25 protein-coding genes and 1 tRNA gene are annotated in these 24002 nt (G+C 62.9%); 20 read left to right on the top strand and 6 right to left on the bottom strand.

Going from position 1 to position 24002, the window contains the following annotated elements; all coding sequences use genetic code 11:
- Window positions 1–236 precede the first annotated feature (236 nt).
- The gene (locus K288_RS54100) at window positions 237–398 is read left to right on the top strand and encodes a hypothetical protein (protein WP_201449680.1); all 162 of its coding nucleotides are present in this window, start codon (window positions 237–239) and stop codon (window positions 396–398) included.
- Window positions 399–704: 306 nt separating this feature from the next.
- On the opposite strand, the gene K288_RS53610 is transcribed toward K288_RS54100, so the two are convergent.
- Window positions 705–848, bottom strand: coding sequence for a hypothetical protein (locus K288_RS53610; protein ID WP_160168968.1), 144 nt, complete (start codon window positions 846–848; stop codon window positions 705–707).
- A gap of 531 nt (window positions 849–1379) precedes the next feature.
- Here K288_RS53610 and K288_RS45440 point away from each other — a divergent pair.
- From K288_RS45440 to K288_RS0113495, 7 genes are all read left to right on the top strand, one after another.
- Complete coding sequence (locus K288_RS45440; RefSeq protein ID WP_043159799.1) at window positions 1380–1661, top strand: hypothetical protein; 282 nt, start codon at window positions 1380–1382, stop codon at window positions 1659–1661.
- Between the two features lie 213 nt (window positions 1662–1874).
- Window positions 1875–2939 carry a 2-dehydropantoate 2-reductase N-terminal domain-containing protein gene (locus K288_RS0113525; RefSeq protein ID WP_027580040.1) on the top strand — a complete coding sequence of 355 codons (1065 nt, stop codon included), beginning with the start codon at window positions 1875–1877 and terminating at the stop codon, window positions 2937–2939.
- A 265-nt stretch (window positions 2940–3204) separates the two neighbouring features.
- Entirely contained in the window at window positions 3205–4611 is a 1407-nt protein-coding gene (locus K288_RS0113520; protein ID WP_027580039.1) for a hypothetical protein, read from the top strand.
- 325 nt (window positions 4612–4936) lie between these two features.
- Window positions 4937–5017, top strand: a complete 81-nt coding sequence (locus K288_RS52335) for a hypothetical protein (protein ID WP_244443143.1) — start codon at window positions 4937–4939, stop codon at window positions 5015–5017.
- Window positions 5018–5168: 151 nt separating this feature from the next.
- Window positions 5169–5948 carry an alpha/beta hydrolase gene (locus K288_RS0113510; RefSeq protein ID WP_027580037.1) on the top strand — a complete coding sequence of 260 codons (780 nt, stop codon included), beginning with the start codon at window positions 5169–5171 and terminating at the stop codon, window positions 5946–5948.
- Window positions 5949–6065: 117 nt separating this feature from the next.
- Entirely contained in the window at window positions 6066–6491 is a 426-nt protein-coding gene (locus K288_RS0113505) for an OsmC family protein (RefSeq protein ID WP_027580036.1), read from the top strand.
- A 518-nt stretch (window positions 6492–7009) separates the two neighbouring features.
- Entirely contained in the window at window positions 7010–7828 is an 819-nt protein-coding gene (locus K288_RS0113495; protein WP_027580034.1) for a pentapeptide repeat-containing protein, read from the top strand.
- A 131-nt stretch (window positions 7829–7959) separates the two neighbouring features.
- On the opposite strand, the gene K288_RS0113490 is transcribed toward K288_RS0113495, so the two are convergent.
- Both K288_RS0113490 and K288_RS0113485 read right to left on the bottom strand, forming a co-directional pair.
- Window positions 7960–8036, bottom strand: a tRNA-Arg gene (locus K288_RS0113490).
- A 193-nt stretch (window positions 8037–8229) separates the two neighbouring features.
- The gene (locus K288_RS0113485) at window positions 8230–9708 is read right to left on the bottom strand and encodes a HAMP domain-containing sensor histidine kinase (RefSeq protein ID WP_027580033.1); all 1479 of its coding nucleotides are present in this window, start codon (window positions 9706–9708) and stop codon (window positions 8230–8232) included.
- 372 nt (window positions 9709–10080) lie between these two features.
- On the opposite strand from K288_RS0113485, the gene rpmH reads away from it, so the two are divergent.
- The 11 genes from rpmH to dapE all read left to right on the top strand — a co-directional run bounded on the left by rpmH (window position 10081) and on the right by dapE (window position 20115).
- Window positions 10081–10215 carry a 50S ribosomal protein L34 gene (gene rpmH, locus K288_RS0113480; RefSeq protein ID WP_008542748.1) on the top strand — a complete coding sequence of 45 codons (135 nt, stop codon included), beginning with the start codon at window positions 10081–10083 and terminating at the stop codon, window positions 10213–10215.
- Window positions 10216–10241: 26 nt separating this feature from the next.
- The gene (gene rnpA / locus K288_RS0113475) at window positions 10242–10643 is read left to right on the top strand and encodes a ribonuclease P protein component (protein WP_027580032.1); all 402 of its coding nucleotides are present in this window, start codon (window positions 10242–10244) and stop codon (window positions 10641–10643) included.
- Window positions 10640–12508 (top strand): membrane protein insertase YidC, encoded by a 1869-nt coding sequence (gene yidC, locus K288_RS0113470; protein ID WP_027580031.1) that lies wholly within the window; start codon window positions 10640–10642, stop codon window positions 12506–12508. Before rnpA ends, yidC begins: the two co-directional genes overlap by 4 nt.
- Before the next feature lie 109 nt (window positions 12509–12617).
- Window positions 12618–13271: a ribosome biogenesis GTP-binding protein YihA/YsxC gene (yihA, locus tag K288_RS0113465; protein WP_027580030.1), complete on the top strand. Its 654-nt coding sequence runs from the start codon at window positions 12618–12620 to the stop codon at window positions 13269–13271.
- Window positions 13268–13645, top strand: coding sequence for a DUF423 domain-containing protein (locus tag K288_RS0113460; RefSeq protein ID WP_027580029.1), 378 nt, complete (start codon window positions 13268–13270; stop codon window positions 13643–13645). Before yihA ends, K288_RS0113460 begins: the two co-directional genes overlap by 4 nt.
- 125 nt (window positions 13646–13770) lie before the next feature.
- Window positions 13771–14664, top strand: a complete 894-nt coding sequence (argB, locus tag K288_RS0113455; RefSeq protein WP_027580028.1) for an acetylglutamate kinase — start codon at window positions 13771–13773, stop codon at window positions 14662–14664.
- Between the two features lie 164 nt (window positions 14665–14828).
- Entirely contained in the window at window positions 14829–15815 is a 987-nt protein-coding gene (locus K288_RS0113450) for a DUF1036 domain-containing protein (RefSeq protein ID WP_027580027.1), read from the top strand.
- Between the two features lie 46 nt (window positions 15816–15861).
- Window positions 15862–16551, top strand: coding sequence for a pyrimidine 5'-nucleotidase (locus K288_RS0113445; RefSeq protein ID WP_027580026.1), 690 nt, complete (start codon window positions 15862–15864; stop codon window positions 16549–16551).
- A gap of 198 nt (window positions 16552–16749) precedes the next feature.
- Window positions 16750–17595 (top strand): 2,3,4,5-tetrahydropyridine-2,6-dicarboxylate N-succinyltransferase, encoded by an 846-nt coding sequence (dapD, locus tag K288_RS0113440; RefSeq protein WP_027580025.1) that lies wholly within the window; start codon window positions 16750–16752, stop codon window positions 17593–17595.
- A gap of 49 nt (window positions 17596–17644) precedes the next feature.
- On the top strand, window positions 17645–18859 hold the full coding sequence (locus K288_RS0113435) for an MFS transporter (protein ID WP_027580024.1): 1215 nt from the start codon (window positions 17645–17647) through the stop codon (window positions 18857–18859).
- A gap of 89 nt (window positions 18860–18948) precedes the next feature.
- Window positions 18949–20115 carry a succinyl-diaminopimelate desuccinylase gene (dapE, locus tag K288_RS0113430; protein WP_027580023.1) on the top strand — a complete coding sequence of 389 codons (1167 nt, stop codon included), beginning with the start codon at window positions 18949–18951 and terminating at the stop codon, window positions 20113–20115.
- A 166-nt stretch (window positions 20116–20281) separates the two neighbouring features.
- On the opposite strand, the gene truA is transcribed toward dapE, so the two are convergent.
- The 3 genes from truA to def all read right to left on the bottom strand — a co-directional run bounded on the left by truA (window position 20282) and on the right by def (window position 22612).
- Window positions 20282–21019 (bottom strand): tRNA pseudouridine(38-40) synthase TruA, encoded by a 738-nt coding sequence (gene truA, locus K288_RS0113425; RefSeq protein WP_027580022.1) that lies wholly within the window; start codon window positions 21017–21019, stop codon window positions 20282–20284.
- 4 nt (window positions 21020–21023) lie between these two features.
- The gene (fmt, locus tag K288_RS0113420; RefSeq protein WP_027580021.1) at window positions 21024–21959 is read right to left on the bottom strand and encodes a methionyl-tRNA formyltransferase; all 936 of its coding nucleotides are present in this window, start codon (window positions 21957–21959) and stop codon (window positions 21024–21026) included.
- 125 nt (window positions 21960–22084) lie between these two features.
- Window positions 22085–22612, bottom strand: a complete 528-nt coding sequence (gene def / locus K288_RS0113415; protein WP_027580020.1) for a peptide deformylase — start codon at window positions 22610–22612, stop codon at window positions 22085–22087.
- A 170-nt stretch (window positions 22613–22782) separates the two neighbouring features.
- Here def and rmuC point away from each other — a divergent pair, with 170 nt between their 5' ends.
- The gene (rmuC, locus tag K288_RS0113410) at window positions 22783–23991 is read left to right on the top strand and encodes a DNA recombination protein RmuC (protein WP_027580019.1); all 1209 of its coding nucleotides are present in this window, start codon (window positions 22783–22785) and stop codon (window positions 23989–23991) included.
- Window positions 23992–24002 lie beyond the last annotated feature (11 nt).

Below are 24002 nucleotides of genomic sequence, written 5' to 3'. Positions count from 1 at the left end.
GGAGAATCGGGGTACGGGAGCGCGAGTGCTGCCAAACTAGATCGGAACGCTACACGCGTATTTCCCATCGGCACGGCGATTGCCGAAACGAACGACTGAGCAGAGCGGCGCATATCAAACGGACTGCGCAGGCTGCTTCATTTCAATGCAGATCGCTCACTCCCGACTTTGTGAATTCGTCATCGTGCATCGCGCACCTACGTAAGTGAATGAAACCGTGAGTTGCGGAGTGGAGTATGGTGAGCAAGGAATATTCGAGCACAGCGCAGACCCTGCGCCGGGTTGCGCAAAGCATGAGCGATCCGGCGATCGCCGATCGTCTCAAGGTTCTCGCCGAGAGCTATGAGCGGCGGGCTGAAATGGCGTCACACGCCGATGCCGATCCGGCCAAGAATTAGCAGGCTTGGGCCGCCGAGTGCAGGGACAGGCACGCGGTGATGTCCGCGTCCATATAAATTGTTTCGCCGATTGCGGATCTGTGTGGAAATAAAGCGTCGATCTGCGCAGCTGAGATAAGCTTCGGTGTGGTCGCTCAACGTCTATCGTCGCAACCATCATCGCTCGATTCTACGCGACGGCAAATGGATCAACTTATCAATGTAACGTAGTCTCGCGCCGCTTCAACGACGCGCGAGGTTCGCGCGTCGTTACATCGCGGTCGCAGGACGGCTTTCAATTGAAGCCCCATGAGATGCGGTTTTCACTTAGTTGTAACCACTGGTGCCGGCCGACGAGCCACCGAATTGGGAATCGCCGGTGCCGCTGAGCGTGGTCGGACCATCCGGATTTCCGTTCGGATTGCCGTTGTTCGGATGCAACATGAACGGCGGAGCCGCATCCCTGTACATCGGATAGCTCCTGACCATCGGTTCACGACGCGGCGTGCTGGCAAATGCGGATGTACTTGAGAGCACGGAAACTGCGACCAACGCTATCATTGCGACTTTCATGACTTGTCCTTTCGAGTGGTTGCACAAAGAACGTTGCACAAAGAGGAAGTGGGGTTCTTTCGCGTCGCCCCCACTAAATTCGTGTTTAAGGACGCTGCATAAACAGCATCAGAGAATCGCGGGCCGCTGACATGGCGTGAAAGGACATGGCGTGAAAGCGCTTCGCTCGCGTCTCGCTGCTTCGTGATGATGTCGCGCCGCGTATCCTGTTGGCGATCGCTCGCGCCACCGCCGTCAACTCGAGTTGAGGAATCGTAAAGCAGAATTTAATGGGATGCGCTCGCAGGCCACTTAGATCTTGAATCGTAAGATCCGATCATTCGGATAGCCCAATACGAAAAACTCGCGTTTGACCGCGCACCGCCTGACGGTGCGTCACGCGGAGTCGCGCGCCGATCGGGTTTTCGTATCGATCGATGGAGAATTTCGATGACAACACTCAAGATCCTCGCGGCCGCCGCGCTGCTATCAGTAACAGCCGCAACACCAGTATTCGCTCAGGCCGCCATCCAGGAGCCCGGACTGTACGCGTTCTATCATCCAAATGCCGACATTCTGAACGGCGGCGCGCCGACGCCCGCGGCCAGGCTGGAATCAGAGCCACCCTCTGTTCTGCAATATTATAACGAACGGGACAGCGGCATCGGCGCCTGCGCGCAGCGCCACCACTCGTACAATCTCGCGACCGGTCATCGCTATCGGTGCGAGTGATGACTTCTTCTTCCGCGGGCCTGAAAGTAAGAGCCGCGGTGCGATTGTCATGCCCGTCAATTGGCGGTAGACAGGTGTGCTCCTTGCCCTAAGAGGCTGTCCCCGTGTGATGTAAAGGTCTGGCCTGCGCCGTTCCTTCGCCCAAGCGGATACCTGACGGAAATTCGAGACTGGCCTGGGTTGGAGCGTTGGAGGAAACCTTAGGAGAGGGACATGGCGCGCAACATTCTGATCCTTGGAGCCTCGTATGGCTCTTTGCTTGCGACGAAGCTGCTGATGGCCGGTCACAACGTGACCCTGGTGTGTCGGAAGAAGACGGCAGAACTCATCAATCGCGACGGCACCGAGGTTCGCATCAAGCTGCGTGACGAGCCGACGCACCGCTCGATCTTTTCGCGCGATCTGCCCGGGACCTTGGACGCGACACCGCCCGCGGACGTCGATCTCTCCCGCTACGACCTGGTTGGTCTTGCCATGCAGGAGCCGCAATACACCAACCATACGATCCGGGTTCTGATGATCAAGATCGCCGAGGCGAAGCTGCCTTGCCTCTCGATCATGAACATGCCGCCGTTGCCTTATCTCAAACGGATTCCGGCGCTGGCGGACATGGACCTCGAAGAGGCCTATACCAATGCGCAGGTATGGGAACGGTTCAAGCCGGGACTAGTGTCGCTCTGCTCGCCCGATCCGCAGGCGTTCCGCCCGCCGGACGAGGCGGCGAACGTCCTTCATGTCGGCCTGCCGACTAACTTCAAGGCAGCGGCATTTGCGGATCAAGCGCACAACCAGTTGCTTCGCGAGTTGGAAGCGGACATCGACGCAGTGAAGCTGGATGGCCAGGACGTTCCGGTGAAGCTCAAGGTGTTCGACTCGCTGTTCGTTCCGCTGGCCAAATGGTCGATGCTGTTGACCGGCAATTACCGCTGCATCACGCTGCAGGAGCCGCAGTCGATCCGCGATGCCGTGCACGCCGATCTGAAGCGCTCGCAGTCAATCTACGAGCATGTCGATGCGATCGCGCGGCGTCTGGGAGCCGACCCCGAAGATCAGGTGCCTTTCGCGAAGTACGCCAAAGCCGCCGAAAGCCTTCTCAAGCCATCATCCGCGGCGCGCGCGGTGGCGGGCGGAGCGCCCTTCATCGAGCGGGTCGACCTGCTGGTGAAATTGATTTCGCATCAGCTTGGCGCGCCCAATGCCGAAATCGACCGAACAGTCCAGATCGTAGATCAGAAACTCAACGAGAAGATCGTAGAGGGCGGATCCGGCGCGATGTGACGCGGCGCCATCGCACATTCCGAATGGCCCGCGCCATTCGGAATGACACGGCAGATACCTACACCTTTTTGAATCCCGAGATGGTTCGTCAGGGCGATCGAGCGCCCTGACGTCGACGCTTGCACTGTCCGTCCGGCGTGCGCCACGAAAATCACGTTGATTTCGCGCCAGCGCCCCTGTTCAGGATCGAATCAATGGCGCACGCTTGATAGACTACGGCGCAATTGCGCTGATGCGCGAGCAATGATCCATCACGGAGCAGAACATGGCCAGCAAGTACGTGCTCCAGGGGCTGGTAAAATGGTCCACACGCGACCAATGGGGTGATCGGTTCGAACAGACCTTTGAAGACCATCTGCTACCTGCTTGCGACGAAACGGGACTCGAGATCGATGAGATCGTCTCAACGGTCGGCGAAGACCTGTTCATGAGCACAGTGTGGGCTTGTGCCTTCGAGGACTTCCTGACCCGTGAGTTCGACGACGGCGAAAACGCCATCGACGACTATCTCAAGCGCCGCGGCTGGAAGGAGACTGCGTCGGCGCGCGCCTACATGGCCGCGCTGCGAAACTCGATAATGAGCCTCTATGAGGTGAGCGATGTCGTCCCCGGCACCTCGTTTCGGCTGCGAGACCTTATCCGCGGTGGCGAGGCGATCCTGATCAGCGAGCGAAGTGCAAGCCGCACGCTCAAACCGTGGGACCGCATTGCCGCGCGGGTCGTTCAGGTGGGATCGCAAGCACAGATTGGCGGAGGCTTGCTGCATTACGAACACGCCACATCCGAAGCGTTCCTCGAGGCCTGGCGCGAGTTCGGAAAGCTCAGCAAGGACGAAAAGCGGAAGCTTGCGGAAGACGTAATGGGAGAGGACTCTGGCAATAAAGCAATCCCCGACCTCTCTCCGACGGAGATGCTGCGCGCCAGCAGCCCGATGTTCACGACCTTTTGGCTTGTCGAAGTAATTGATCGAGCCGAAGGAGCGGACATTCCCGATTTGCGGAACAGCGAGGGAGACGAACTGCTCCTGTGCGAGGCGCACTATCCGCTCACGGCCGGCACAACGCGTGACGACATCCGAGCGATCCTGGAGGCACGCTCGGAGTTTCGGCCGCGAAGTGCAACGTCGTGGAGTTGGGTCAAGCTGGGAATGCCGGCTGCCGCATCGGTCGCCCGCGAGCAATCCCAGGGATCGCTGGCGTTCGAAACGAAGCTCGAGGATGGCACACTTTCGCTTGGCGGAGTGACGTTGGAAGACAAGACCTTGGTGCTTAGCGTCAATTCCCGGAGGCGATCCGACCTTGGATGCGCGCTGCTGTCCGACATGCTTGGAGGACGCGTCGGGCAACCTTTGATCAAGACAGAAACCGTCGAGGAAATGCTCGCATCACCGGACGCTGGCGCAACGCAACAGATCGACATCCTCGCAGAAGAGCGTTGCATGATCACCCATGATGACATGGACCGGTACTATCGCGAGGTATTGGATGAGCCAATTCCCATGCTCGCAGGCGAGTCGCCGCGCGCAGCGGTCAAAACTGACAGCGGACGGGCCAAAGTCGCCGACTGGCTCAAAATGTTGGAGAACCGAACGGCTAGATCTGACGGCGCCATGGCAAATTACAGCTTCGATTGGCTGTGGACGGAATTGGGCATCAACGAACTGAGGCGATGAACAGGTCAGCACTGCATTGGTTTTGCGGGCGATCACGGAAAGCCATCGCGTTTATTCCTGGAGCTGAAAGCTGCCTACATTATTGATTTTTCATCTGTCAATACTCGGCGTGATCGCCACCGTGATCGCTAACAAGCCGTAATCAGTGCACGCTGATGTCGAATAGCCCGCGGTCGAAATACGCTCCTTTGTCATGGTACTCGCCTTTCCAGACGACCGAATTTCCCAGATAGGTCGCGCCCACTGCGGGTAATGGCGTGCGCTTGACCGCCATCGCATCGACCGGTAGCTCGTTTTCACCTCGGCAACGGCGCGGCTCGAGCGGATCAACTGGCTCGGCAACAGCGGACTCCGTGCGATCCAGAAATCCCTCGGCATCATGGTCAACTATCTTCACGACCGCTGAAGCAGCAAGAACAACCACGAGGCCTTTGTATGCGGTGTCACGACCATGCAGTCGCCCGACATGGACGCGCTGATGCAAGGACCTGCTTGAAACCGCGCGGCTATTCCGCGCCATCAAGACGATCCCTCTCGTGATCAAAGGAAGCGACACCATGATGATGAACAGACGAATTTTTTCGACCGCTCTACTCGCCGGCGCAGCGGCCTCGCTGGTCTCCACGCGCGGCATGGCCGCAAACGCCGCCCCGCCGAAGGCGCGCAACGTCGTGCTCGTGCATGGGCTGTTTGCCGACGGCTCGTGCTGGTCCGAGGTGATCGCGCGATTGCAGACGGCCGGCCTCAACGCGACTTCCGTGCAAAATCCGCTGACCACGCTGCCTGACGCGGTCGCGTCAGCCGAGCGCGTGCTGGCCCGACAGGACGGCCCGACGGTTCTGGTCGGCCATTCCTTCTCCGGCATGATCGTCACCGAGGCCGGCGTGCATCCGAACGTCTCGGCGCTCGTCTATGTGGCGGCGCGCGCGCCGGATGCCGGCGAGGACTACCCGGCACTCGCGAAGACCTATCCGACCCCGCCGGCGACGGCCGGCATCGTGTTCGACGGCGATGAAGGACGGCTTTCCGAGGAGGCTTTCCTGCGTGATTTCGCGGGCGACCTGCCTGAGGCGAAGGCCAAGGTGCTCTATGCGGTCCAGCAGCCGTTCCACAAGGCACTGCTCACCGGCAAGACCACGAACGCGGCCTGGCGATCAAAGCCGAGCTATTACGCCGTCTCGACCGAGGACCGCACGATCAATCCGGACCTCGAACGATTCATGGCCAAGCGCATGGGAGCCAAGACCATAGAGGTCAAAGCCAGTCACCTGTCGCTCATCTCTCAACCTGATGCAATCACGCAACTGATCCTGGAGGCTGCCGGCCAACGCCCATGAGGTGAACACCCTTGGGATGGCCGCGCTCTCGACATGATCGAGACCGGGAAGAGACGAGCGGCGGTCTGACCGCTCGCAGGCTGCAGGGCATGCAAAACAGGAAAGGAGTAAAGAACGATGAAACGTTTCGGATCCGCCGCCTGGAATGGCAGCCTGCGCGAAGGCAAGGGTTCGGTCTCGACCGAAAGCCACGCGCTGGACAACCATCCCTACACCTTCTTCAGCCGCTACGGCGAAAAGCCGGGCACCAATCCGGAGGAGCTGTTAGGTGCAGCGCATGCCGCGTGCTTCACCATGTCATTCGTCAGGCAGCTCGGTCAGGCGAATTTCGTGCCGGAGCACGTGGACAGCAAATCAGAAATCACCATCGAGAAGGACGGGGACGGCTTTTCGATCACCTCCGCGCATCTCACCACCACGGCGAAGATACCTGGCATCGACAACGACACGTTCCAGTCGATCGCCGCAAGCGCAAGAGCCGGCTGCCCTGTCTCCAAGCTGATGAAGGTCGAGATTCATTTTAGTGCCACGCTCATGTCGTGAGGCTACCTGAAAAAAAGGCCGGATGAACGCCGTATCTAGCCCACGTGACGGGGGGCGCGTTTGGTACTTCCGTAACCAGACGCCAGCTGATCATGACCGCACAACGATTCACTTCGCACCGACAGCGCTCATGCGGGGATTCGATGTTCGTGGTTCTGTATCGAATAGTGACGATTTGGCGCGGGTCGTAACTCTCTGCTCGCTATAGCGGTCCCGCGGCATATTTAGCGCGCCACAGCCGATGAAGATGGGCACTGCCGCTTCGCCGTGGCGCGATGATGCGGCGGCCCGGTTGCGCGTTCAGATCGCCGGGACTGCGATAGACTCCGATCTGGCACGTCGCCTTCGCGAGCAGCTTTTCCTCGGACGGGGCGATCAAGGGCATTGCGAGGACCGTAATCCGGTTTCATACTCTCGCGTGGCCCGGAGTCGTACCTCGACCGGCTAACGTGACGATGCGACCAACCCGAAAAAATCCAAGAGACAATGCCGGGTTACTGGAAAGCGGAGAGACAGCGATGCTGTTTCGTCTCGCGTTTGCTGTTGTGTCGGTGACGGCGCTATTGGTTGATCCCATCGACGCCGTGTCGCAGGACATGCTGCGCAGCGTCGACCTCAACAGCCCCGAAATGTCGACATCCGAGATGACGCGGGCCGAGGTCGAGACGCTTCTTAAGGCGGCGCCTCAAGACGCCGCGGGCCAGAGCTCTGCGGATTTGCAGGGAAAGCGGCTGTCGCACCTCGATCTCTCGGGGCTCGACTTCTCCGGCAGCAATCTCCGGCTCGTCAAGCTCAACCGAACTAGCCTGAAAGGCGCAACCTTCGATCGTGCCATCCTCAACCAGGCTTGGCTAATCGACGCGGATTTGACCGGGGCGTCTCTCGTAAAGGCATCGCTCCTCGGCACGCAGATGCAGCGCGCCAAGCTTGGCGGCGCCGATTTGAACAGCGCTCGCATAACCGCGGATCTCTCTGGTGCCAGCTTGATCGGGGCTAAGCTTGCTGGCGCCGATTTGAGCGCTGATATGCGCAACCAATCGATGGGCTTGATGCGTGGCGTGCTCAAATCCGCCGACCTCAGAAATGCCGATCTCAACGGCGCCAATCTCGCGCGCGCCGATCTCGAATTCGCGCAACTGCAGAACGCCAATCTGGCGAATTGCAATCTTAGCCGTGCCAATCTTTCGGGAGCCGACTTGTCCAACACCAATCTCTCAGGCGCCGATTTCACCGAGACCGACCTCGCGTCGACCCTCTTGCCGAGCGCAGCCGCACTGGAAAAGGCCCGCAATCTGGAGAAGGCCAGGAACTTGAACCTGGCGCGGCGCCTACCTTAGTGATCGCAGTGATCCGAAACTTGGCATTTCAGCCAGCAACTGAAGCGATCTGCGTACCGGCGCCAATGCGGCGGTGCCGACAGCCCTCAGATCAAGAAACAACGGTTTGAACTGGCTAGCCGAGACCGAAATGGCGCGCCCGGAACGATTCGAACGTCCGACCCTCAGATTCGTAGTCTGATGCTCTATCCAGCTGAGCTACGGGCGCGTTTTCGCGTAAGGGGCGTCAAAGCCCAAGGTGCGTCCGAGAAGGCTCGGAAGCATCAGCGAAAGAGCGCTCTAGCTACAGGGTCCCGATCCGGTTGGCAAGCTCTGGGATGGGGGTTCTCTTGGTTGATTTGGGCCGGAAGCGCGCCCCGGGCGGTGAAAGGCCGGGTTTTCCAGTTATGCCGGCATGCCCCTCACGCCCGCGCGCGCTCGGTGCGGATGATCTGGAGTTCCACCGGCCGGTCGGGAATGGCGATACGGAAGGTGGCACCGATGGTGCCCTCGACGAGGTTAATCTCGCCGTCATGGGCGCGGATCAGTTCGGCGGCGATCGCAAGGCCGAGCCCGCTGCCGCCGGGGCGGCCGGAGGTCTGGAACGCCTCGAACAGGTGATCGCGGGTCTTCTGGGGGACGCCGGGGCCGGTGTCGGAGACCTCGACGATCGCGACCGTCCCCTCGCGCCGGCCGGTGATGCGGATCTGCTGGGCGCCGCCGTCGGTCGCGGGGCGGCTCTCCAGCGCCTGCGCCGCGTTGCGCACGAGGTTGAGCAGCACGCGGAACAGCTGGTCCGGATCGGCATCGATGGCGAGTCCGCGCTCGATCGCGCTGATCCAGGTGATCGAGACGTCGGACGCAAGCCCCGCCGATTCGCGCACTTCGGCGACGACGGGCTCGACCAGGATCATGCGGCGGTCGGGCGCGGCCTCCTGGGCACGGCCATAGGACAATGTCGACTGGCAGAACGCGATGGCGCGTTCGAGGGAGCGCAGCAGTTTCGGTGCAAAGCGTTGCACCCTGGGGTCGGGGACGCTCGCGAGCTGGTCGGACAACAGCTGCGAGGAGGCAAGCAGGTTGCGCAGGTCGTGGTTGATCTTGGAGACGGCGAGCCCGAGCGCCGCGAGCCGGCTCTTCTGATGCAGCATCGAAACCAGGTCGCGCTGCATGTCGGAGAGCTCGCGTTCAGCGACGCCGATCTCGTCACCGCGTTGACTCGGCGCGATGATCCGTGCCGAACTTTCGGGGTTTTCGTGGAAACCGATCAGGCTCGCGGTCAGCCGCCGCATCGGGCGCACGAACAGATAATGCAGGGCGAGATAGACCAGGCCCGCAGTGAGGCCCGCGATCAGGAGCGCGACGATCAAGACGTTGCGTGAGAAGCGGTACATCGCCTGGCGCAGCGGCTTCTCGTCGATCACGACCTCGATGAACTGCGCCTGTCCTGGCGCGGGCCCGACCACGCGGATGGTCTGGTCGCCGTGCTCCAGCATGATCTGGAACGCATCGACGATCGCCGACCACACCGATATGTCGCGCAGGTCGACGTCATGGTCGATCGCCGCCGGCAGGTCGGCGCTGGCGAGCAGTCGGCGCTGCTGGCCCATCTTGATCGCCACCGCGCGGGCGCCGATGCTGGTGAGGATCTGGCGCGCCAGCGACTCCGGGACATAGCCGGACGGCGCGGCATCGAGCACCAGCGCCGCGGTGTTCGCGGCGGCCAGCCGGTCATTCAGACGGTTGATCCGGAAGTTGGCGATCGCAGGCACATAGATCAGCATCCCGGCGATCATCACCAGGGGAATCGTGAGCAGCAGGAGCTTGCCGGACAGCCCAAGCCGGTACACTGGCTGCGCCCGAGACTTCTCCGTCGTCGGCTGATCGTCGGTCACTGACACGATATAGGCCTTCTATGGCGCGAATTCAGCATGCTGCCGTGCACCATCGCCGGTCAAATTACGGATCGCTAATGTAAGCCGGTTCCATAAGCCCCGGATGGAGCCGGCAGAAGCCGGTCCACACATGCAACAACCCCACAGAATCAGGACTATTTCCGCGAATTGCGACCTTTCGAGGAACTGCTTTTGCCGCACCGGGCGACATTGACGAAAAGGAGGCGCTCCCGTATAAGCCGCGCCAATTGTCCGCGATGGCCCGGTTTTGCCGGGGGCGGCTCATTTGGGGCCGCGAGTGCCTCATTCTGGGCCAGCCAGCATCACCGGACACCTCTCAATTCATCGGCAGATTGCCTGTTCAGCGGAGAACTACCCGTGAAGCGGACTTATCAACCCAGCAAACTGGTGCGCAAGCGCCGCCACGGCTTCCGCGCCCGTCTCGCCACGGCCGGTGGCCGCAAGGTCCTCGCCGCGCGCCGCGCGCGTGGCCGCAAGCGTCTGAGCGCCTGAGCCCGGGCGTTTTCCGGAGATTCTAAATGGATCGGCTAAGGCAGCGGGCGGACTTCGTCGCCGTTGCCAATGGTGCACGGGCGACCAGCCCGGCCTTTGTGCTGCAGGGCCGCGCCCGTGACGATGATGGCCCGATCCGCGTCGGTTTCACCGTCACCAAGAAGAACGGCACCGCCACCGAGCGCAACCGCATCCGGCGCAGGCTTCGCGCGCTGGTGCAGCAGCTCGACGTCATACCGATGCGACCACATCATGATTATGTGTTAGTCGGCCGCCGGGATGCACTGACCCGCGACTTCGCGGCCATGCTCGACGACCTCCGCGCGGCGTTCCGCCGCCTCGACCGGCAACCCGCCAAAAGCGGCGGCAGCCAGAATAATAAAGCGCGGCGGCAACCGGAATTGAATGACGAGACCATGAAGAGATGACCGATAATCGCAACACAATCATCGCCGTCATTCTGTCCGGCCTGGTGCTGATCGCCTGGCAATATTTCTACAACGTGCCGCAGATGGAGAAGCAGCGCGCGCAGCAGCAGGCGCAGGCGGAGCTGCAAAAGGCGCAGACGCCGCAAACACAGCAGACGCAGCAGGCGCAGCAGCCGACCCCGGGCACCGCGCCGCAGCCGGGATCGGCGCCCTCGCCTTCAGTCACGCAACCGGCCTCCGGCGCGCCGGTCGTCAGCCGCGAAGCCGCGATCGAGGCCAGCCCGCGCGTCAAGATCAACACGCCCACACTGTCCGGCAGCATCTCGCTGAAGGGCGCGCGTATCGACGATTTGTCGCTGGAGAAATTCCGCGAGACCGTCGATCCGAAATCACCGCCGATCGTATTGTTCTCGCCGTCGCAGACGGCCGCGCCCTATTACGCGGAATTCGGCTGGGTGGCGGCTAGCGGCGTCACGGTGCGGATGCCCGACGCGAGCACGGTGTGGCAGCAGGAGGGTTCCGGCGAGCTGACGCAGACGAATCCGGTCACGCTGAAATATGACAATGGCGAAGGCCTGACCTTCCGCCGCACGATTGCGATCGACGACCGCTATCTCTTCACCATCAAGGACGAAGTGACCAATGCCGGCAGCGCGCCGGTCACGCTCTATCCCTATGCGCTGATCTCGCGCCACGGCACACCGCAGGTTTCCGGCTATTACATCCTGCATGAAGGCCTGATCGGCTATCTCGGCGATCACGGCCTGCAGGAATACAGCTACAAGAAGATCGACGACGCCAAGCGGGTGAACTTCACCGCCACCGACGGCTGGCTCGGCATCACGGACAAATACTGGGCTTCCGCGCTGTTGCCGGACACCTCCGCCAAGCTGCAGGCGAGTTTTTCCTCCGATCTTCTCAACAATAGCAGAAGGTACCAGACGGACTATCTGCTGGAGCCAGAGACCGTCGCGGCCGGCGCCACCGTCACCGCCAACGCCCGGCTGTTCGCCGGCGCCAAGGAAGCTGGCGTCGTCGGCATCAACTTCCCGCTTGGGCCGGGCGGCTACAACCGGCAGCTCGGCCTCAATCACTTCGATCTGCTGATCGACTGGGGCTGGTTCTACTTCATCACCAAGCCGATGTTCCTGGCGCTCGACTGGTTCTATCGCCTGTTCGGCAATTTCGGCGTCTCGATCCTGCTGGTGACGGTGATCGTGAAGCTGTTGTTCTTCCCGCTCGCCAACAAGTCCTACGCCTCGATGGCGAAGATGAAATCGATCCAGCCGCAGCTGGCGGCGCTGAAGGAGCGCTATCCGGACGACCGGGTGAAGCAGCAGCAGGAGATGATGGAGATCTACAAGAAGGAGAAGATCAACCCGATCGCGGGCTGCCTTCCCATCGCGCTGCAGATTCCGGTGTTCTTCTCGCTCTACAAGGTGCTGTTCGTCACCATCGAGATGCGGCATGCGCCGTTCTTCGGCTGGATCAAGGACCTGTCGGCGCCGGATCCGACCAACCTGTTCACCCTGTTCGGCCTGATCCCGTTCGATCCCACCACGATCCCCGTGTTCGGCCATTATCTCTGGCTCGGCATCTGGCCGATCATCATGGGCATCACGATGTGGTTCCAGATGAAGCTCAATCCGACGCCGCCGGATCCGACGCAGAAGATGATCTTCGACTGGATGCCGTTGATCTTCACCTTCATGCTGGCCGGCTTCCCGGCGGGCCTCGTGATCTACTGGGCCTGGAACAACCTACTTTCGGTGGCGCAGCAGAGCTACATCATGCACCGGAACGGGGTGAAGGTGGAATTGTTCGACAACCTCAAGGCCACCTTCACGCCGAAGAAGGCGACGTAGCGACGTCATTGCGAGCGAAGCGAAGCAATCCATTTCACCACTTGCGGAACAATGGATTGCTTCGTCGCTTCGCTCCTCGCAATGACGGGCGCGAGCGAGATCTTCCCACATGACCGCCGAAACCGATGCGGAGCTGATCGAAGCGGGGCGAAAGCTGTTCGCCGGCGACTGGCACTTCATCTGGGCCGCGCCATCGATCGAGACGCTGCCGCCGATGGCGGGGCTCGAGGTTGCCTTTGCCGGACGCTCCAATGTCGGCAAATCGAGCCTGATCAACGCCCTCACCGGCCGCAGCACGTTGGCGCGCACCTCGCACACGCCGGGACGCACCCAGGAACTGATCTTCTTCGAAGGCCCGGAGAAAGCGGGCTTCCGTTTGGTCGACATGCCCGGCTATGGCTATGCCTCCGCACCCAAGACCAAGGTCGCGTCATGGACCGCGCTGATCCATAAATTCCTGCAGGGCCGCGCCACCCTGGCGCGGGTTTATGTCCTGATCGACGCCCGCCATGGCATCAAGGATGTCGATCTCGATGTCCTGAAGACGCTCGACAAGTCGGCCGTCAGCTACCAGGTGGTGCTGACCAAGGCGGACCAGGTGAAGGCCTCCGAACTCGAGACCCGCATCGCAGAGACCATTGCGGCGCTGGCAAAACACCCCGCCGCCTTTCCGGAGGTGTTGGCAACCTCCTCGCGCACCGGCGCCGGCATGCCGGAGCTGCGCGCCGCGATGGTGCGCCTGCTCGAGGAGCGCCGCGGATGAGCGGCCTGCATCGAATCCTGCTGGTCCTGGCCGGCATCATGGGCGCCTGTGGCGTGATGCTGGCGGCCGGATCCGCCCATCTCGCCGATGCGACGCGGCTGGCATCCGCGTCGTCGATGCTGCTGTTTCATGCGAGCGCCGTGCTCGGGGCAATCGCCCTCGTTGATCGCGGCCTGCTGAACCGCGCGATCGGGAGCGTTTCGGCGATCGGCTTCGTCATCGCCGCGTCATTGTTCGCCGCCGATCTCGGCCTGCGCCAATATGCCGGCCACGGCCTGTTTCCGATGGCCGCGCCGACCGGCGGAACGCTGTTGATCGTGAGCTGGCTGCTGCTGGCGGTAGCGGCGATATGGCCGAATCGGGATAAGCCGTAACCTCGTAGCCCGAATGACGCGCGGCGCAATCCGGGGTACGACATTCTTCCAAGCTTTGCGCGCTGCCCGCCAATCAGATAGAACCGCGCCCGACGCCGCTCTCTGGGAATAGCGAGACCCGCTCCATGACCGACACACAGATCAGCCCGCTCGACCAGGCCCGCATCCTGTCCGAGGCGCTGCCGCATATGCAGGAGTATGACGAAGAAACCATCGTCATCAAATATGGCGGCCATGCCATGGGCGCAGAGGACACGGCCAAGGCCTTTGCGCGCGACATCGTGCTGCTGGAGCAGACCGCGATCAATCCGGTGGTCGTGCACGGCGGCGGACCGCAGATCGCGACCATGCTCAAGCGCCTCGGCATCCAGTCGGAGTTTGCGGCGGGCCTGCGCATCACCGATGCAGCGACGATTGAGATCGTCGAAATGGTGCTGGCCGGCTCCGTCAACAAGCAGCTCGTCGGCTACATCAACGAGGCCGGCGGCAAGGCCGTGGGTCTCTCCGGCAAGGACGGCAACATGGTGAAGGCGTCGAAGACGACGCGCACCATGATTGATCCGGGCTCCAACATCGAGAAGGCGATCGATCTCGGCTTCGTCGGCGAGCCGGAGAAGGTCGACCTGACGCTGCTCAACCAGCTCATCGGCTATGAGCTGATCCCGGTGCTGGCGCCGCTGGCGACATCCAAGGACGGCCAGACGCTGAACATCAATGCCGACACCTTTGCCGGCGCGGTCGCGGGCGCCTTGAAGGCCAAGCGCCTGCTGCTGCTCACCGACGTGCCCGGCGTGCTCGACAAGTCCAAGAAGCTGATCCCGGAACTGTCGGTGAAGGACGCGCGCAAATTGATCGCCGACGGCACCATTTCCGGCGGTATGATCCCGAAGGTCGAGACCTGCATCTATGCCCTGGAGCAGGGCGTGCAGGGCGTCGTCATCATCGACGGCAAGACGCAGCATGCGGTCTTGCTCGAGTTGTTCACCGATCAGGGGACCGGCACGCTGATCCACAAGTGATGCCTGGGACGGCCACGCACACCGGAGCCGTCATGGCCGGGCCTGCCCCGGCCATCCGCGTCCGGTTTGCCGACGGTAAGAAAGGCGTGGATGCCCTGGGCAAGCCCGGGCATGACGGGCCTAAGACAAAGCATCCGCGCCGCGCCGCGCTGACAAGTCTTCTGATGGCGCTGCCGGCCGCGATGTTCTCGTTCCTGTCTTCCGCGGAGCCGGCGCTGGCCGATCTGAAACTCTGCAACCGCATGAGTTACGTGGTCGAGGCCGCGATCGGGATCGATGAGAAATCGGCGACCGCAACGCGGGGCTGGTTCCGCATCGACCCCGCAGCCTGCCGCGTGGTGGTGCAGGGTGCGCTTTCCGCCGATCGCGTGCTCCTGAATGCACGTGCGCTTGGCGTCTACGGCGCCTCGCCGATCCCGCAAAACGGCACCGATACGCTGTGCGTCGCGCAGGACAATTTCGTCATCGCCGCCGCCCGCCAGTGCCGTAGCGGCCAGACCGCGGCGCAATTCACGCAGATTACACCGACCCAATCCGAGGACGGCAACCTCGTCGCCTACCTCGCCGAGGGCGCCGAATATGACGAGGAGCAGGCACGGCTTGCCGGCATCCAGCGCTTGCTGGTGATCGCCGGCTATGATGCCGCGCCGATCGACGGCGTTGACGGGCCGAAGACGCAAGGAGCGCTGGCGGCATTCCTCAGGAGCCGTGGCCTCTCCAGCGACGTCGCGCAATCGCCGAACTTCTTCACCACCATGATCGATGCCGTGCAGAAGCCATCCGCGACCGGACTGACCTGGTGCAACGATACGCCGCACAAGATCATGGCGGCGGTCGCGACCGACGACGGCAAGGCCGTCACCAGCCGCGGCTGGTATCGGATCGATCCCGGCAAGTGCCTGCATCCCGACGTCACTGGCCAGCCGAAGCAGATCTTCTCCTTCGCCGAAGCCGTCGATGCCGAGAACCGCACCATTCGCCTGAAGGACAAGCCGTTGAACTGGGGCGGCGCGACCCAGCTCTGCACCCGCGAGAGCAAGTTCGAGATCGCCGAGCAGGGCGACTGCGCCACCCGGGGTCTTGCCGCGATCGGCTTTGCGCCGGTCGACATGACCAGCGGCGGCAAGACGCTGCGCTTTGCGATGCCGTGATAACATCAGCCGTCGTCGCGGGCTTGACCCGGGACGACGCGAGAGAGTGGTGAAAATGTCCCGCGCCTTCGACCATATCGACACCTGGGTGTTCGACCTCGACAACACGCTGTATCCGCATCACGTCAATCTGTGGCAGCAGGTCGATGCGCGGATCGGCGAGTTCGTGAGCAACTGGCTCAACGTCACGGCGGAAGAAGCCCGCCGCATCCAGAAGGACTATTATCTGCGCTACGGCACCACCATGCGCGGCATGATGACTGAGCACGGCGTGCGCGCCGATGACTACCTCGCCTATGTCCACCAGATCGATCACTCGCCGCTGGAGCCGAACCCGGCGATGGGGGCTGCGATCGCAAGGCTGCCCGGCCGCAAGCTGATCCTGACCAACGGCTCGACCAACCATGTCGACGCGGTGCTGGCGCGTCTCGGCATCGGCGACCATTTCGAGGCGGTGTTCGACATCATCGCCGCCGAGCTTGAGCCGAAACCTGCGCCGCAGACCTATCAGCGCTTCCTGACGTTGCACGGCGTCGATCCAGGCAAGGCCGCGATGTTCGAAGACCTGTCGCGCAACCTCATCGTGCCGCACCAGCTCGGCATGACCACGGTGCTGGTGGTGCCCGACGGGACGCAGGACGTCGTGCGCGAGGACTGGGAGCTCGAGGGCCGCGACGCCGCGCATGTCGACCACGTCACGGACGATCTGACGGGGTTTTTGCAGAGGCTGGCGTAGCAAACTTAGGCCGTCATACCCCGCGAAGGCGGGTATCCGGTAATCGCCGGCATCTCGACCAATTACGGCCGCCGCGGCTTACTGGGTCACCCGCCCTGCGGGTGACGACAGACAGCGAGTTAGCCTTGACTCCGCCGCGCCGAATCCCGAAAAAGTGCCAAATACCCTTCCCCGCCGCTCGCCTTAAGGAATCGCCCAATGTCGCTGTCCGCCCTCGAGTCCATCGTCAACGCCGCGTTCGAAGATCGCGACGGCATTTCGACCTCGACCAAGGGCGAGGTGCGCGAGGCCGTGGATTACGCGCTCGAACTGCTCGACAAGGGCGAGACGCGCGTTGCCGAGCGCGAGACGAGCGGCAAATGGACGGTCAACCAATGGCTGAAGAAGGCGGTGCTGCTGTCGTTCCGCCTCAACGACATGGGGCAGATCCCCGGCGGTCCCGGCAAGGCGTCGTGGTGGGACAAGGTGCCGTCGAAGTTCGACGGCTGGGGCGAGAACCGTTTCCGCGACGCCGGCTTTCGCGCGGTGCCGGGCGCGATCGTGCGCCGCTCCGCCTTCATCGCCCGCAACGTCGTGCTGATGCCTTCGTTCGTCAATCTCGGCGCCTATGTCGATGAAGCGACCATGGTCGACACCTGGTCGACCGTCGGCTCCTGCGCGCAGATCGGCAAGCGCGTGCATATTTCCGGCGGCGTCGGCATCGGCGGCGTGCTGGAGCCGCTGCAGGCCGAGCCGGTGATCATCGAGGACGATTGCTTCATCGGCGCCCGCAGCGAGGTCGCCGAAGGCGTGATCGTGCGCAAGGGCGCGGTGCTGTCGATGGGCGTCTTCCTGGGCGCATCCACCAAGATCGTCGATCGCGATACCGGCGAGACCTTTGTCGGCGAAGTGCCGGAATACGCCGTCGTCGTGCCCGGTACGCTGCCGCCCAAGCCGATGAAGAACGGCCAGCCGGGCCCGGCCACCGCCTGCGCGGTCATCGTCAAACGCGTCGACGAGCGCACCCGCGCCAAGACCAGCATCAACGAATTGCTGCGGGACTAAGGACCCGGTAGGGCTGCTCGTGGGCATGATCGCTTGAAAGGTCAGCTCCATGGCTGAGGCGAGCACCCGACCAGCCCGCTCCCTTCGCGAGATTCCGGCGGGTATCTGGGCGCTCGGTTTCGTCTCGATGCTGATGGATGTCTCTTCGGAGATGATCCATGCACTGCTGCCGGTCTATCTGGTGACGGTGCTCGGCACTTCGATGGTGACGGTCGGCGTCATTGAAGGCATCGCCGAAGCGACGGCATCGATCACCAGGATATTTTCCGGCGCGCTTTCCGATTGGCTCGGCAAGCGAAAATGGCTGGCGGCGCTCGGCTATGGCCTTGCAGCGCTGACCAAGCCGATCTTTCCGCTGGCGCCGACAGTCGGCTGGCTGATGGCCGCGCGCTTCATCGACCGGATCGGAAAAGGCATTCGTGGCGCTCCGCGCGACGCGCTGGTGGCGGACATTGCTCCGGCGCATCTGCGCGGCGCCAGCATTGGCCTGCGGCAGTCGCTGGATACGGTTGGCGCCTTCGTCGGGCCATTGATCGCCATCGGCCTGATGTGGCTGACTTCAGACCATTTCAAGGCCGTGTTCTGGTTTGCTGTCATTCCCGGCTTTCTGTCGTTCGCACTTATCGCCTTTGCGGTGCGTGAACCGGCGCGGGCGAAAGGGCTGCGCGAGGTGCGCAATCCCATCAGCCTCAGCGAAATCAGAAATCTTGGCGTGGCCTATTGGTGGGTGGTGACGATTGCAAGCGTGTTCACGCTGGCTCGCTTCAGCGAGGCGTTTCTGATCCTCCGCGCGCAGAATGTTGGCCTGCCAGTTACGCTCACACCGGCCGTGCTGGTGCTGATGAATGTCGTTTACGCCGGCGCGGCATATCCGGCAGGCGTGGTGTCCGATCGCATGGACCGCACAACCGTGTTGGCGTTCGGCATCGTGCTTTTGATCTTCGCCGATCTTGCGCTCGCGCTCATGCCCAGCATTGCCGGCGTCGCGCTGGGCATCGCGCTGTGGGGACTGCATATGGGCTTCACGCAAGGGCTGTTGGCGGCGCTTGTCGCGGATACCTCGCCCGCCGAGCTGCGAGGCACGGCTTACGGCTTTTTCAACCTGCTCTGCGGGATCGCGATGCTCGCAGCCAGCGTGATCGCGGGCGCATTGTGGGACAATGCCGGACCGCAAGGCACGTTCTACGCGGGTGCCGGCTTTGCGCTGATGGCACTGGCCGGTTTGCTTACCGTGCGAGGCCGCACCAAGGCAACGGCAGGCTGATCGGCTGCGTCGCAGAGCCGCAACACGAAGTCGAGATCATGCCGCACAAGGCTGGCCCGCCGCCGCGACGGCGTGTTAAGTCGGTAGGCATGACCGATGCGATCTCCATCACGCGCGACCTTGTCCGCTGCCCTTCCGTCACGCCTGCCGACGCCGGCGCGCTCGGCGTGCTCGAGAACATCCTGAAGGCCGCCGGCTTCGAGGTGCACCGCGTCACCTTCAGCGAGCCCGGCACCGCCGATATCGACAATCTCTATGCACGTATCGGCAATCAGGCGCCGCACATCACCTTTGCCGGCCATACCGACGTGGTGCCGCCAGGCGACGAGTCCGCCTGGACGCATGGCCCGTTCTCGGGCGAGGTGAAGGACGGCTTTCTCTACGGCCGCGGCGCTGTCGACATGAAGGGCGGCATCGCCTGCAGCGTCGCTGCTGTGCTCGAATATCTCAAGGACAATGGCGGCAAGCCGCGAGAGGACGGTCAAGGGTCGATCTCGTTCCTGATCACGGGCGACGAGGAAGACGTCTCCATCAACGGCACGATCAAGCTGTTGAAGTGGGCGGCCGAGCGCGGCGAAAAGTTCGATCATTGCGTGCTCGGCGAACCGTCCAATGTCGAGGTGCTCGGCGATACCATCAAGGTCGGCCGCCGCGGCTCGCAATCCGGCACGCTCCATGTCGAGGGCATGCAGGGCCATGTCGCCTATCCGCACCGCGCTGCCAATCCGGTGCCGGATATATCGCGGTTGATCGTCGCGCTCAGCGACGAGCCGCTCGATCACGGCAGCGCGCAATTCCAGGCGTCCAACCTCGAATTCACCTCCGTCGACGTCGGCAATGCCGCGAGCAACGTCATCCCCGGCCAGGCGCGGGCGAAATTCAACATCCGCTACAACGACAACCACACCCAGGAGAGCCTGCGCAAGCTGGTGGAGGAACGCCTCACCAAAGCCTGCGGCAACCGCATCCGCGCCCGCATCGCCTGGGAGCCGTCGAACTCGAACGTGTTCGTGACCAAGCCCGGCCCGTTCACCGACCTTGCGGTGGCAGCGATCGAAGCGGTGACCGGACGCAAGCCGGAGCTCTCGACCTCAGGCGGCACGTCGGATGCGCGCTTTATTTCAAGCTATTGCCCGGTGATCGAGTTCGGTCTGGTCGGCCAGACCATGCACCAGATCAACGAACGAACGCCGATCGCCGATTTGGAAAAACTGACGCAAGTCTATCGCGGCGTGCTGGACAGGTATTTTGCCTAAGCGCTGAGGCTTTCCTCGGCCATCGCCTCCAACTCCGCCGTCATCGTCCGCGAAGGCGGACGACCCAGTATACCGCGGCATCTCGGTCAAATCGCGGGCGCTTCGGAGTACTGGATACCCCGCCTGCACGGGGTATGACGAAGAGATGCGGATGGAGAAAGCCGCCCTAATACTCCACCCGCACCAGATACAGCCCCTCCGGCGGCGCCACCGGGCCGCAGGCGGCGCGGTTGCGGGCGGCTAGCGCCGCGGCGAGATCGTCGGCGGTCCAGCGGCCTTCGCCGACCCAGACCAGCGAGCCGACCATCGAGCGCACCTGGCTGTGCAGGAATGAACGCGCCGAGGTGACGATGCTGACCGCATCGCCGCTACGCGCGACATCAAGCTGGTCGAGCGTTTTCACCGGCGATTTGGCCTGGCATTCGGTGTCGCGGAAGGTCGTGAAATCATGCTTGCCGATCAGGCGCTGCGCGGCTTCATGCATGGCGTCCGTATCGAGGCGGCGCGGCACGCGCCAGACGCGGCCGATGTCGAGCGCGAGGTTCGCGCGCGTGTTCCTGATGCGATAGAGATAATGGCGCTTCTTCGCAGAGAAGCGCGCCTCGAAATCGTCAGGCACGATCTCGGCCGCGAGCACCGCGACCGGATTTGGGCGCAGATGCGCGTTCAAGCCATCGCGCAGGCGGTCCGGCGGAAACGGCTTTGCGATATCGCAATGCGCGACCTGTCCGAGCGCATGCACGCCGGCATCGGTGCGACCCGAACCGTGGACGCGAACCTCCTCGCCACACATCGCCTTCACCGCAGCCTCCAGCGCGCCCTGCACGGTCGGCGCATTGTCCTGGATCTGCCAGCCGCAGAACGGCGTGCCGTCATATTCGATGGTGAGCTTGTAGCGGGGCATGACGCTAGATGAACCGCGCGCCGGCCTTCAGCGGCGTGCCGCGCAGGAAGTCGACCGACTTCATCCGCGCCTTGCCTTCGCGCTGCAGTTCGAGGACCCGAATAACGCCCTCGCCGCAGGCGATCGCGAGGTTGTCGTCGAGCACGGTGCCCGGCGCGCCCGAGCCGCTCGCCAGCTCGCAGCGGAGAATTTTGATGCGCACCGGTTCGCCAACGCCTGACAATTCGGCCCAGGCGCCGGGAAACGGCGACAGGCCGTGAATATGCCGCAGCACGGCGTGCGCGGGCCTGCCCCAGTCGATCCGCGCCTCGGCCTTCTCGATCTTGGCGGCGTAGGTGACGCCGTCCTCGCTCTGCCTGGTCAGTTGCAGACCGCCGCGGTCCAGCGCGGCCATGGCCCGCACCATCAGGTCGGCACCGAGCGGGGCCAGCGCATCGTGCAGATCGGCCGCCGTCATCCGGTCGGTGATCGCAATCCGCTCGGCCATCGCGATATCGCCGGTGTCGAGGCCGATATCCATCTTCATCACCATCACGCCGGTCTCGGCATCGCCCGCCATGATGGCGCGGTTGATCGGCGCGGCGCCGCGCCAGCGCGGCAGGAGCGAAGCGTGCAAATTATAGCAACCAAGCCTCGGCGCATCGAGGATCGCCTGCGGAAGGATCATGCCATAGGCAACCACGACGGCCGCATCCGCCTGATGCGCGCGGAATTCTTCCAGCGCCTCTCGCGTCTTCAATGTCTTCGGCGTCAGCACGGGAATGCCGAGCCGCCGCGCCTCCTGCTCGACCGGCGTCGGCTGCAATTGCAGGCCGCGCCGCCCGCCCGGCTTGGGCGCACGGGTATAGACGGCGGCGATCTCATGGCCGTGACCGGCCAGTTCGAGCAGCGTCGGCACGGCGAAATCGGGCGTACCCATGAAGATCAGGCGGAGCGGCATGGGGCGGATTACCTCGACTGCAGGTAGAGTACTCGTCATGGCCGGGCTTGTCCCGGCCATCCACGGCTGCAGAGAACGTGGATGCCCGGGTCCAGCCCGGGCATGATGGTGGAAATGGTGGCGCCTTACTCCGCCGCGCGCTTGGCGGCCTTGGCGAACTTCTTCAGCACGCGGTCGCGTTTCAGCTTCGACAGATAGTCCACGAACAGGATGCCGTTCAAATGGTCGATCTCGTGCTGGATGCAGGTGGCGTAGAGGCCCTCGGCGTCCTCTTCATGCACCTTGCCGTCGATATCGGTGAAGCGCACGCGCACCCGCGCCGGCCGCTCCACCTCCTCGTAATATTCGGGGATCGACAGGCAGCCCTCTTCGTAGACCGACTTCTCCTCCGACGTCGAGATGATCTCCGGGTTGATGAAGACGCGCGGCTTCGGCGTGGTCTCGCCGTTCTCGTCCTTTTTTGCGAGATCCATGGTGACCAGCCGCAGCGGCTGCGCGACCTGGATCGCGGCCAGCCCGATGCCGGGCGCCTCGTACATGGTCTCGAACATGTCGTCGACCAGCTTGCGGATCTCCGGCGTGATCTTTTCGACGCGTTTGGAGACGAGCCGCAACTGCTTGTCCGGCAGGATGATGATTTCTCTTAGGGCCATGGCTGGCGATTTAAGCGCTTGATATGCCGGGGTCAATGCGATCCGGAACCGGTTAAGACAGCCTTAACCGTGATTCTTCAGCCTTTCTTAACCATGAAACTTCACGGCTTGTTAACCATAAATGTTCCACTTTCGTTCGCGGCGGGCGGCGAATCGGCTATAGCGCTTGCATGAACGAGATTCTCTTCATGGTCGGCGACTGGCCGGTCCGCATCGCCGACGCGCTGGTTGCGTTCGGCGTGCTCGTGCTCGTCCTGCTGCTGACGATCGCCATCGTGATCGCGCGCTCATCCCGGCGCGGCGCGGAACTGGCGATGGCTCAGACCATTCGCGCCGATGAACTGGAAGAGCGGCTCAGCGAAGTGCTGCGCGCCCAGAGCGAGTCGAGCGGCCGGGTCGATGCGATGACGCAGGCCCTCGCCGGCCGTCAGGCCGAGATGGCGCGCGCCGTCAACGAGCGGCTGGATTCGGTCACCCACCGCGTCGGCCAATCCATGGAGCAGACCACCCGCCACACCATGGACAGCCTGCGCCATCTGCACGAGCGGCTCGGCATCATCGACAACGCGCACAAGAACCTCACCGACCTGACGACACAGGTGACGACGCTGCGTGACGTGCTCGCCAACAAGCAGTCGCGTGGTGCCTTCGGCCAGGCGCGGATGGAAGCGATCGTCCAGGACGGGCTGCCGAAGGGCTCCTACGAATTCCAGTTCACGCTCTCATCCGGCAAGCGGCCGGATTGCGTGGTGTTCCTGCCGGATCAGCGCCCGCTCTGCATCGACGCGAAATTCCCGCTGGAGGCGATGACGGCGCTGCACGACGCGCGCAGCGACGACGAGCGCAAATATGCCAGCCAGCGCCTGCGCAACGACGTGATGAAGCATGTCAGCGACATCGCGGAAAAATACCTGATCGCCGGCGAGACCCAGGACACTGCGCTGATGTTCGTACCCTCGGAGTCGGTCTATGCCGAGATCCATGACGGCTTCGACGATGTGATCCAGAAGGCCTATCGCGCCCGCGTGGTGCTGGTGTCGCCCTCGCTGTTGATGCTCGCGATCCAGGTGATGCAGCAGATCATGAAGGACGCGCGGATGCGCGATGCCGCCGACCAGATCCGCACCGAGGTGATCAAGCTCGGCGACGATCTGTCGCGGCTCCGCGACCGCGTGCTCAAACTGCAGAACCATTTCTCGCAGGCGAACGAGGATGTACGCCAGATCCTGATCTCCGCCGACAAGATCGAAAAGCGCGCCGGCCGGATCGAGGAGCTCGATTTCAGCAAGTCGGACGCCCCGGTGGAACTGCCCCGGATCGTGCCCAGCGGCAGGCCCGAATTGTTCCCCGCCCCACCCAAGCTGCAGGCGGGGGAATAGCTAAGAGCCCT

The organism is Bradyrhizobium sp. Ai1a-2, from assembly GCF_000426245.1.
In the GTDB taxonomy this organism is placed as follows: domain Bacteria; phylum Pseudomonadota; class Alphaproteobacteria; order Rhizobiales; family Xanthobacteraceae; genus Bradyrhizobium.
Note: the sequence above shows the minus strand (reverse complement) of the source record. Positions and strands in the feature narration are given on the sequence as shown.

What these genes read in the sequence shown, in the direction of transcription:
- K288_RS0113435 (WP_027580024.1), top strand. Translation starts at nt 17,645, where the DNA reads ATGGCTGAGGCGAGCACCCGACCAGCCCGCTCCCTTCGCGAGATTCCG.
- K288_RS54100 (WP_201449680.1), top strand. Translation starts at nt 237, where the DNA reads ATGGTGAGCAAGGAATATTCGAGCACAGCGCAGACCCTGCGCCGGGTT.
- rmuC (WP_027580019.1), top strand. Translation starts at nt 22,783, where the DNA reads ATGAACGAGATTCTCTTCATGGTCGGCGACTGGCCGGTCCGCATCGCC.
- K288_RS53610 (WP_160168968.1), bottom strand. Translation starts at nt 848, where the DNA reads ATGTACAGGGATGCGGCTCCGCCGTTCATGTTGCATCCGAACAACGGC.
- K288_RS0113505 (WP_027580036.1), top strand. Translation starts at nt 6,066, where the DNA reads ATGAAACGTTTCGGATCCGCCGCCTGGAATGGCAGCCTGCGCGAAGGC.
- yidC (WP_027580031.1), top strand. Translation starts at nt 10,640, where the DNA reads ATGACCGATAATCGCAACACAATCATCGCCGTCATTCTGTCCGGCCTG.
- K288_RS0113520 (WP_027580039.1), top strand. Translation starts at nt 3,205, where the DNA reads ATGGCCAGCAAGTACGTGCTCCAGGGGCTGGTAAAATGGTCCACACGC.
- K288_RS0113495 (WP_027580034.1), top strand. Translation starts at nt 7,010, where the DNA reads ATGCTGTTTCGTCTCGCGTTTGCTGTTGTGTCGGTGACGGCGCTATTG.
- argB (WP_027580028.1), top strand. Translation starts at nt 13,771, where the DNA reads ATGACCGACACACAGATCAGCCCGCTCGACCAGGCCCGCATCCTGTCC.
- K288_RS0113450 (WP_027580027.1), top strand. Translation starts at nt 14,829, where the DNA reads ATGGCGCTGCCGGCCGCGATGTTCTCGTTCCTGTCTTCCGCGGAGCCG.
- K288_RS0113460 (WP_027580029.1), top strand. Translation starts at nt 13,268, where the DNA reads ATGAGCGGCCTGCATCGAATCCTGCTGGTCCTGGCCGGCATCATGGGC.
- dapE (WP_027580023.1), top strand. Translation starts at nt 18,949, where the DNA reads ATGACCGATGCGATCTCCATCACGCGCGACCTTGTCCGCTGCCCTTCC.
- K288_RS0113510 (WP_027580037.1), top strand. Translation starts at nt 5,169, where the DNA reads ATGATGATGAACAGACGAATTTTTTCGACCGCTCTACTCGCCGGCGCA.
- truA (WP_027580022.1), bottom strand. Translation starts at nt 21,019, where the DNA reads ATGCCCCGCTACAAGCTCACCATCGAATATGACGGCACGCCGTTCTGC.
- dapD (WP_027580025.1), top strand. Translation starts at nt 16,750, where the DNA reads ATGTCGCTGTCCGCCCTCGAGTCCATCGTCAACGCCGCGTTCGAAGAT.
- fmt (WP_027580021.1), bottom strand. Translation starts at nt 21,959, where the DNA reads ATGCCGCTCCGCCTGATCTTCATGGGTACGCCCGATTTCGCCGTGCCG.
- K288_RS45440 (WP_043159799.1), top strand. Translation starts at nt 1,380, where the DNA reads ATGACAACACTCAAGATCCTCGCGGCCGCCGCGCTGCTATCAGTAACA.
- def (WP_027580020.1), bottom strand. Translation starts at nt 22,612, where the DNA reads ATGGCCCTAAGAGAAATCATCATCCTGCCGGACAAGCAGTTGCGGCTC.
- rnpA (WP_027580032.1), top strand. Translation starts at nt 10,242, where the DNA reads ATGGATCGGCTAAGGCAGCGGGCGGACTTCGTCGCCGTTGCCAATGGT.
- yihA (WP_027580030.1), top strand. Translation starts at nt 12,618, where the DNA reads ATGACCGCCGAAACCGATGCGGAGCTGATCGAAGCGGGGCGAAAGCTG.
- K288_RS0113525 (WP_027580040.1), top strand. Translation starts at nt 1,875, where the DNA reads ATGGCGCGCAACATTCTGATCCTTGGAGCCTCGTATGGCTCTTTGCTT.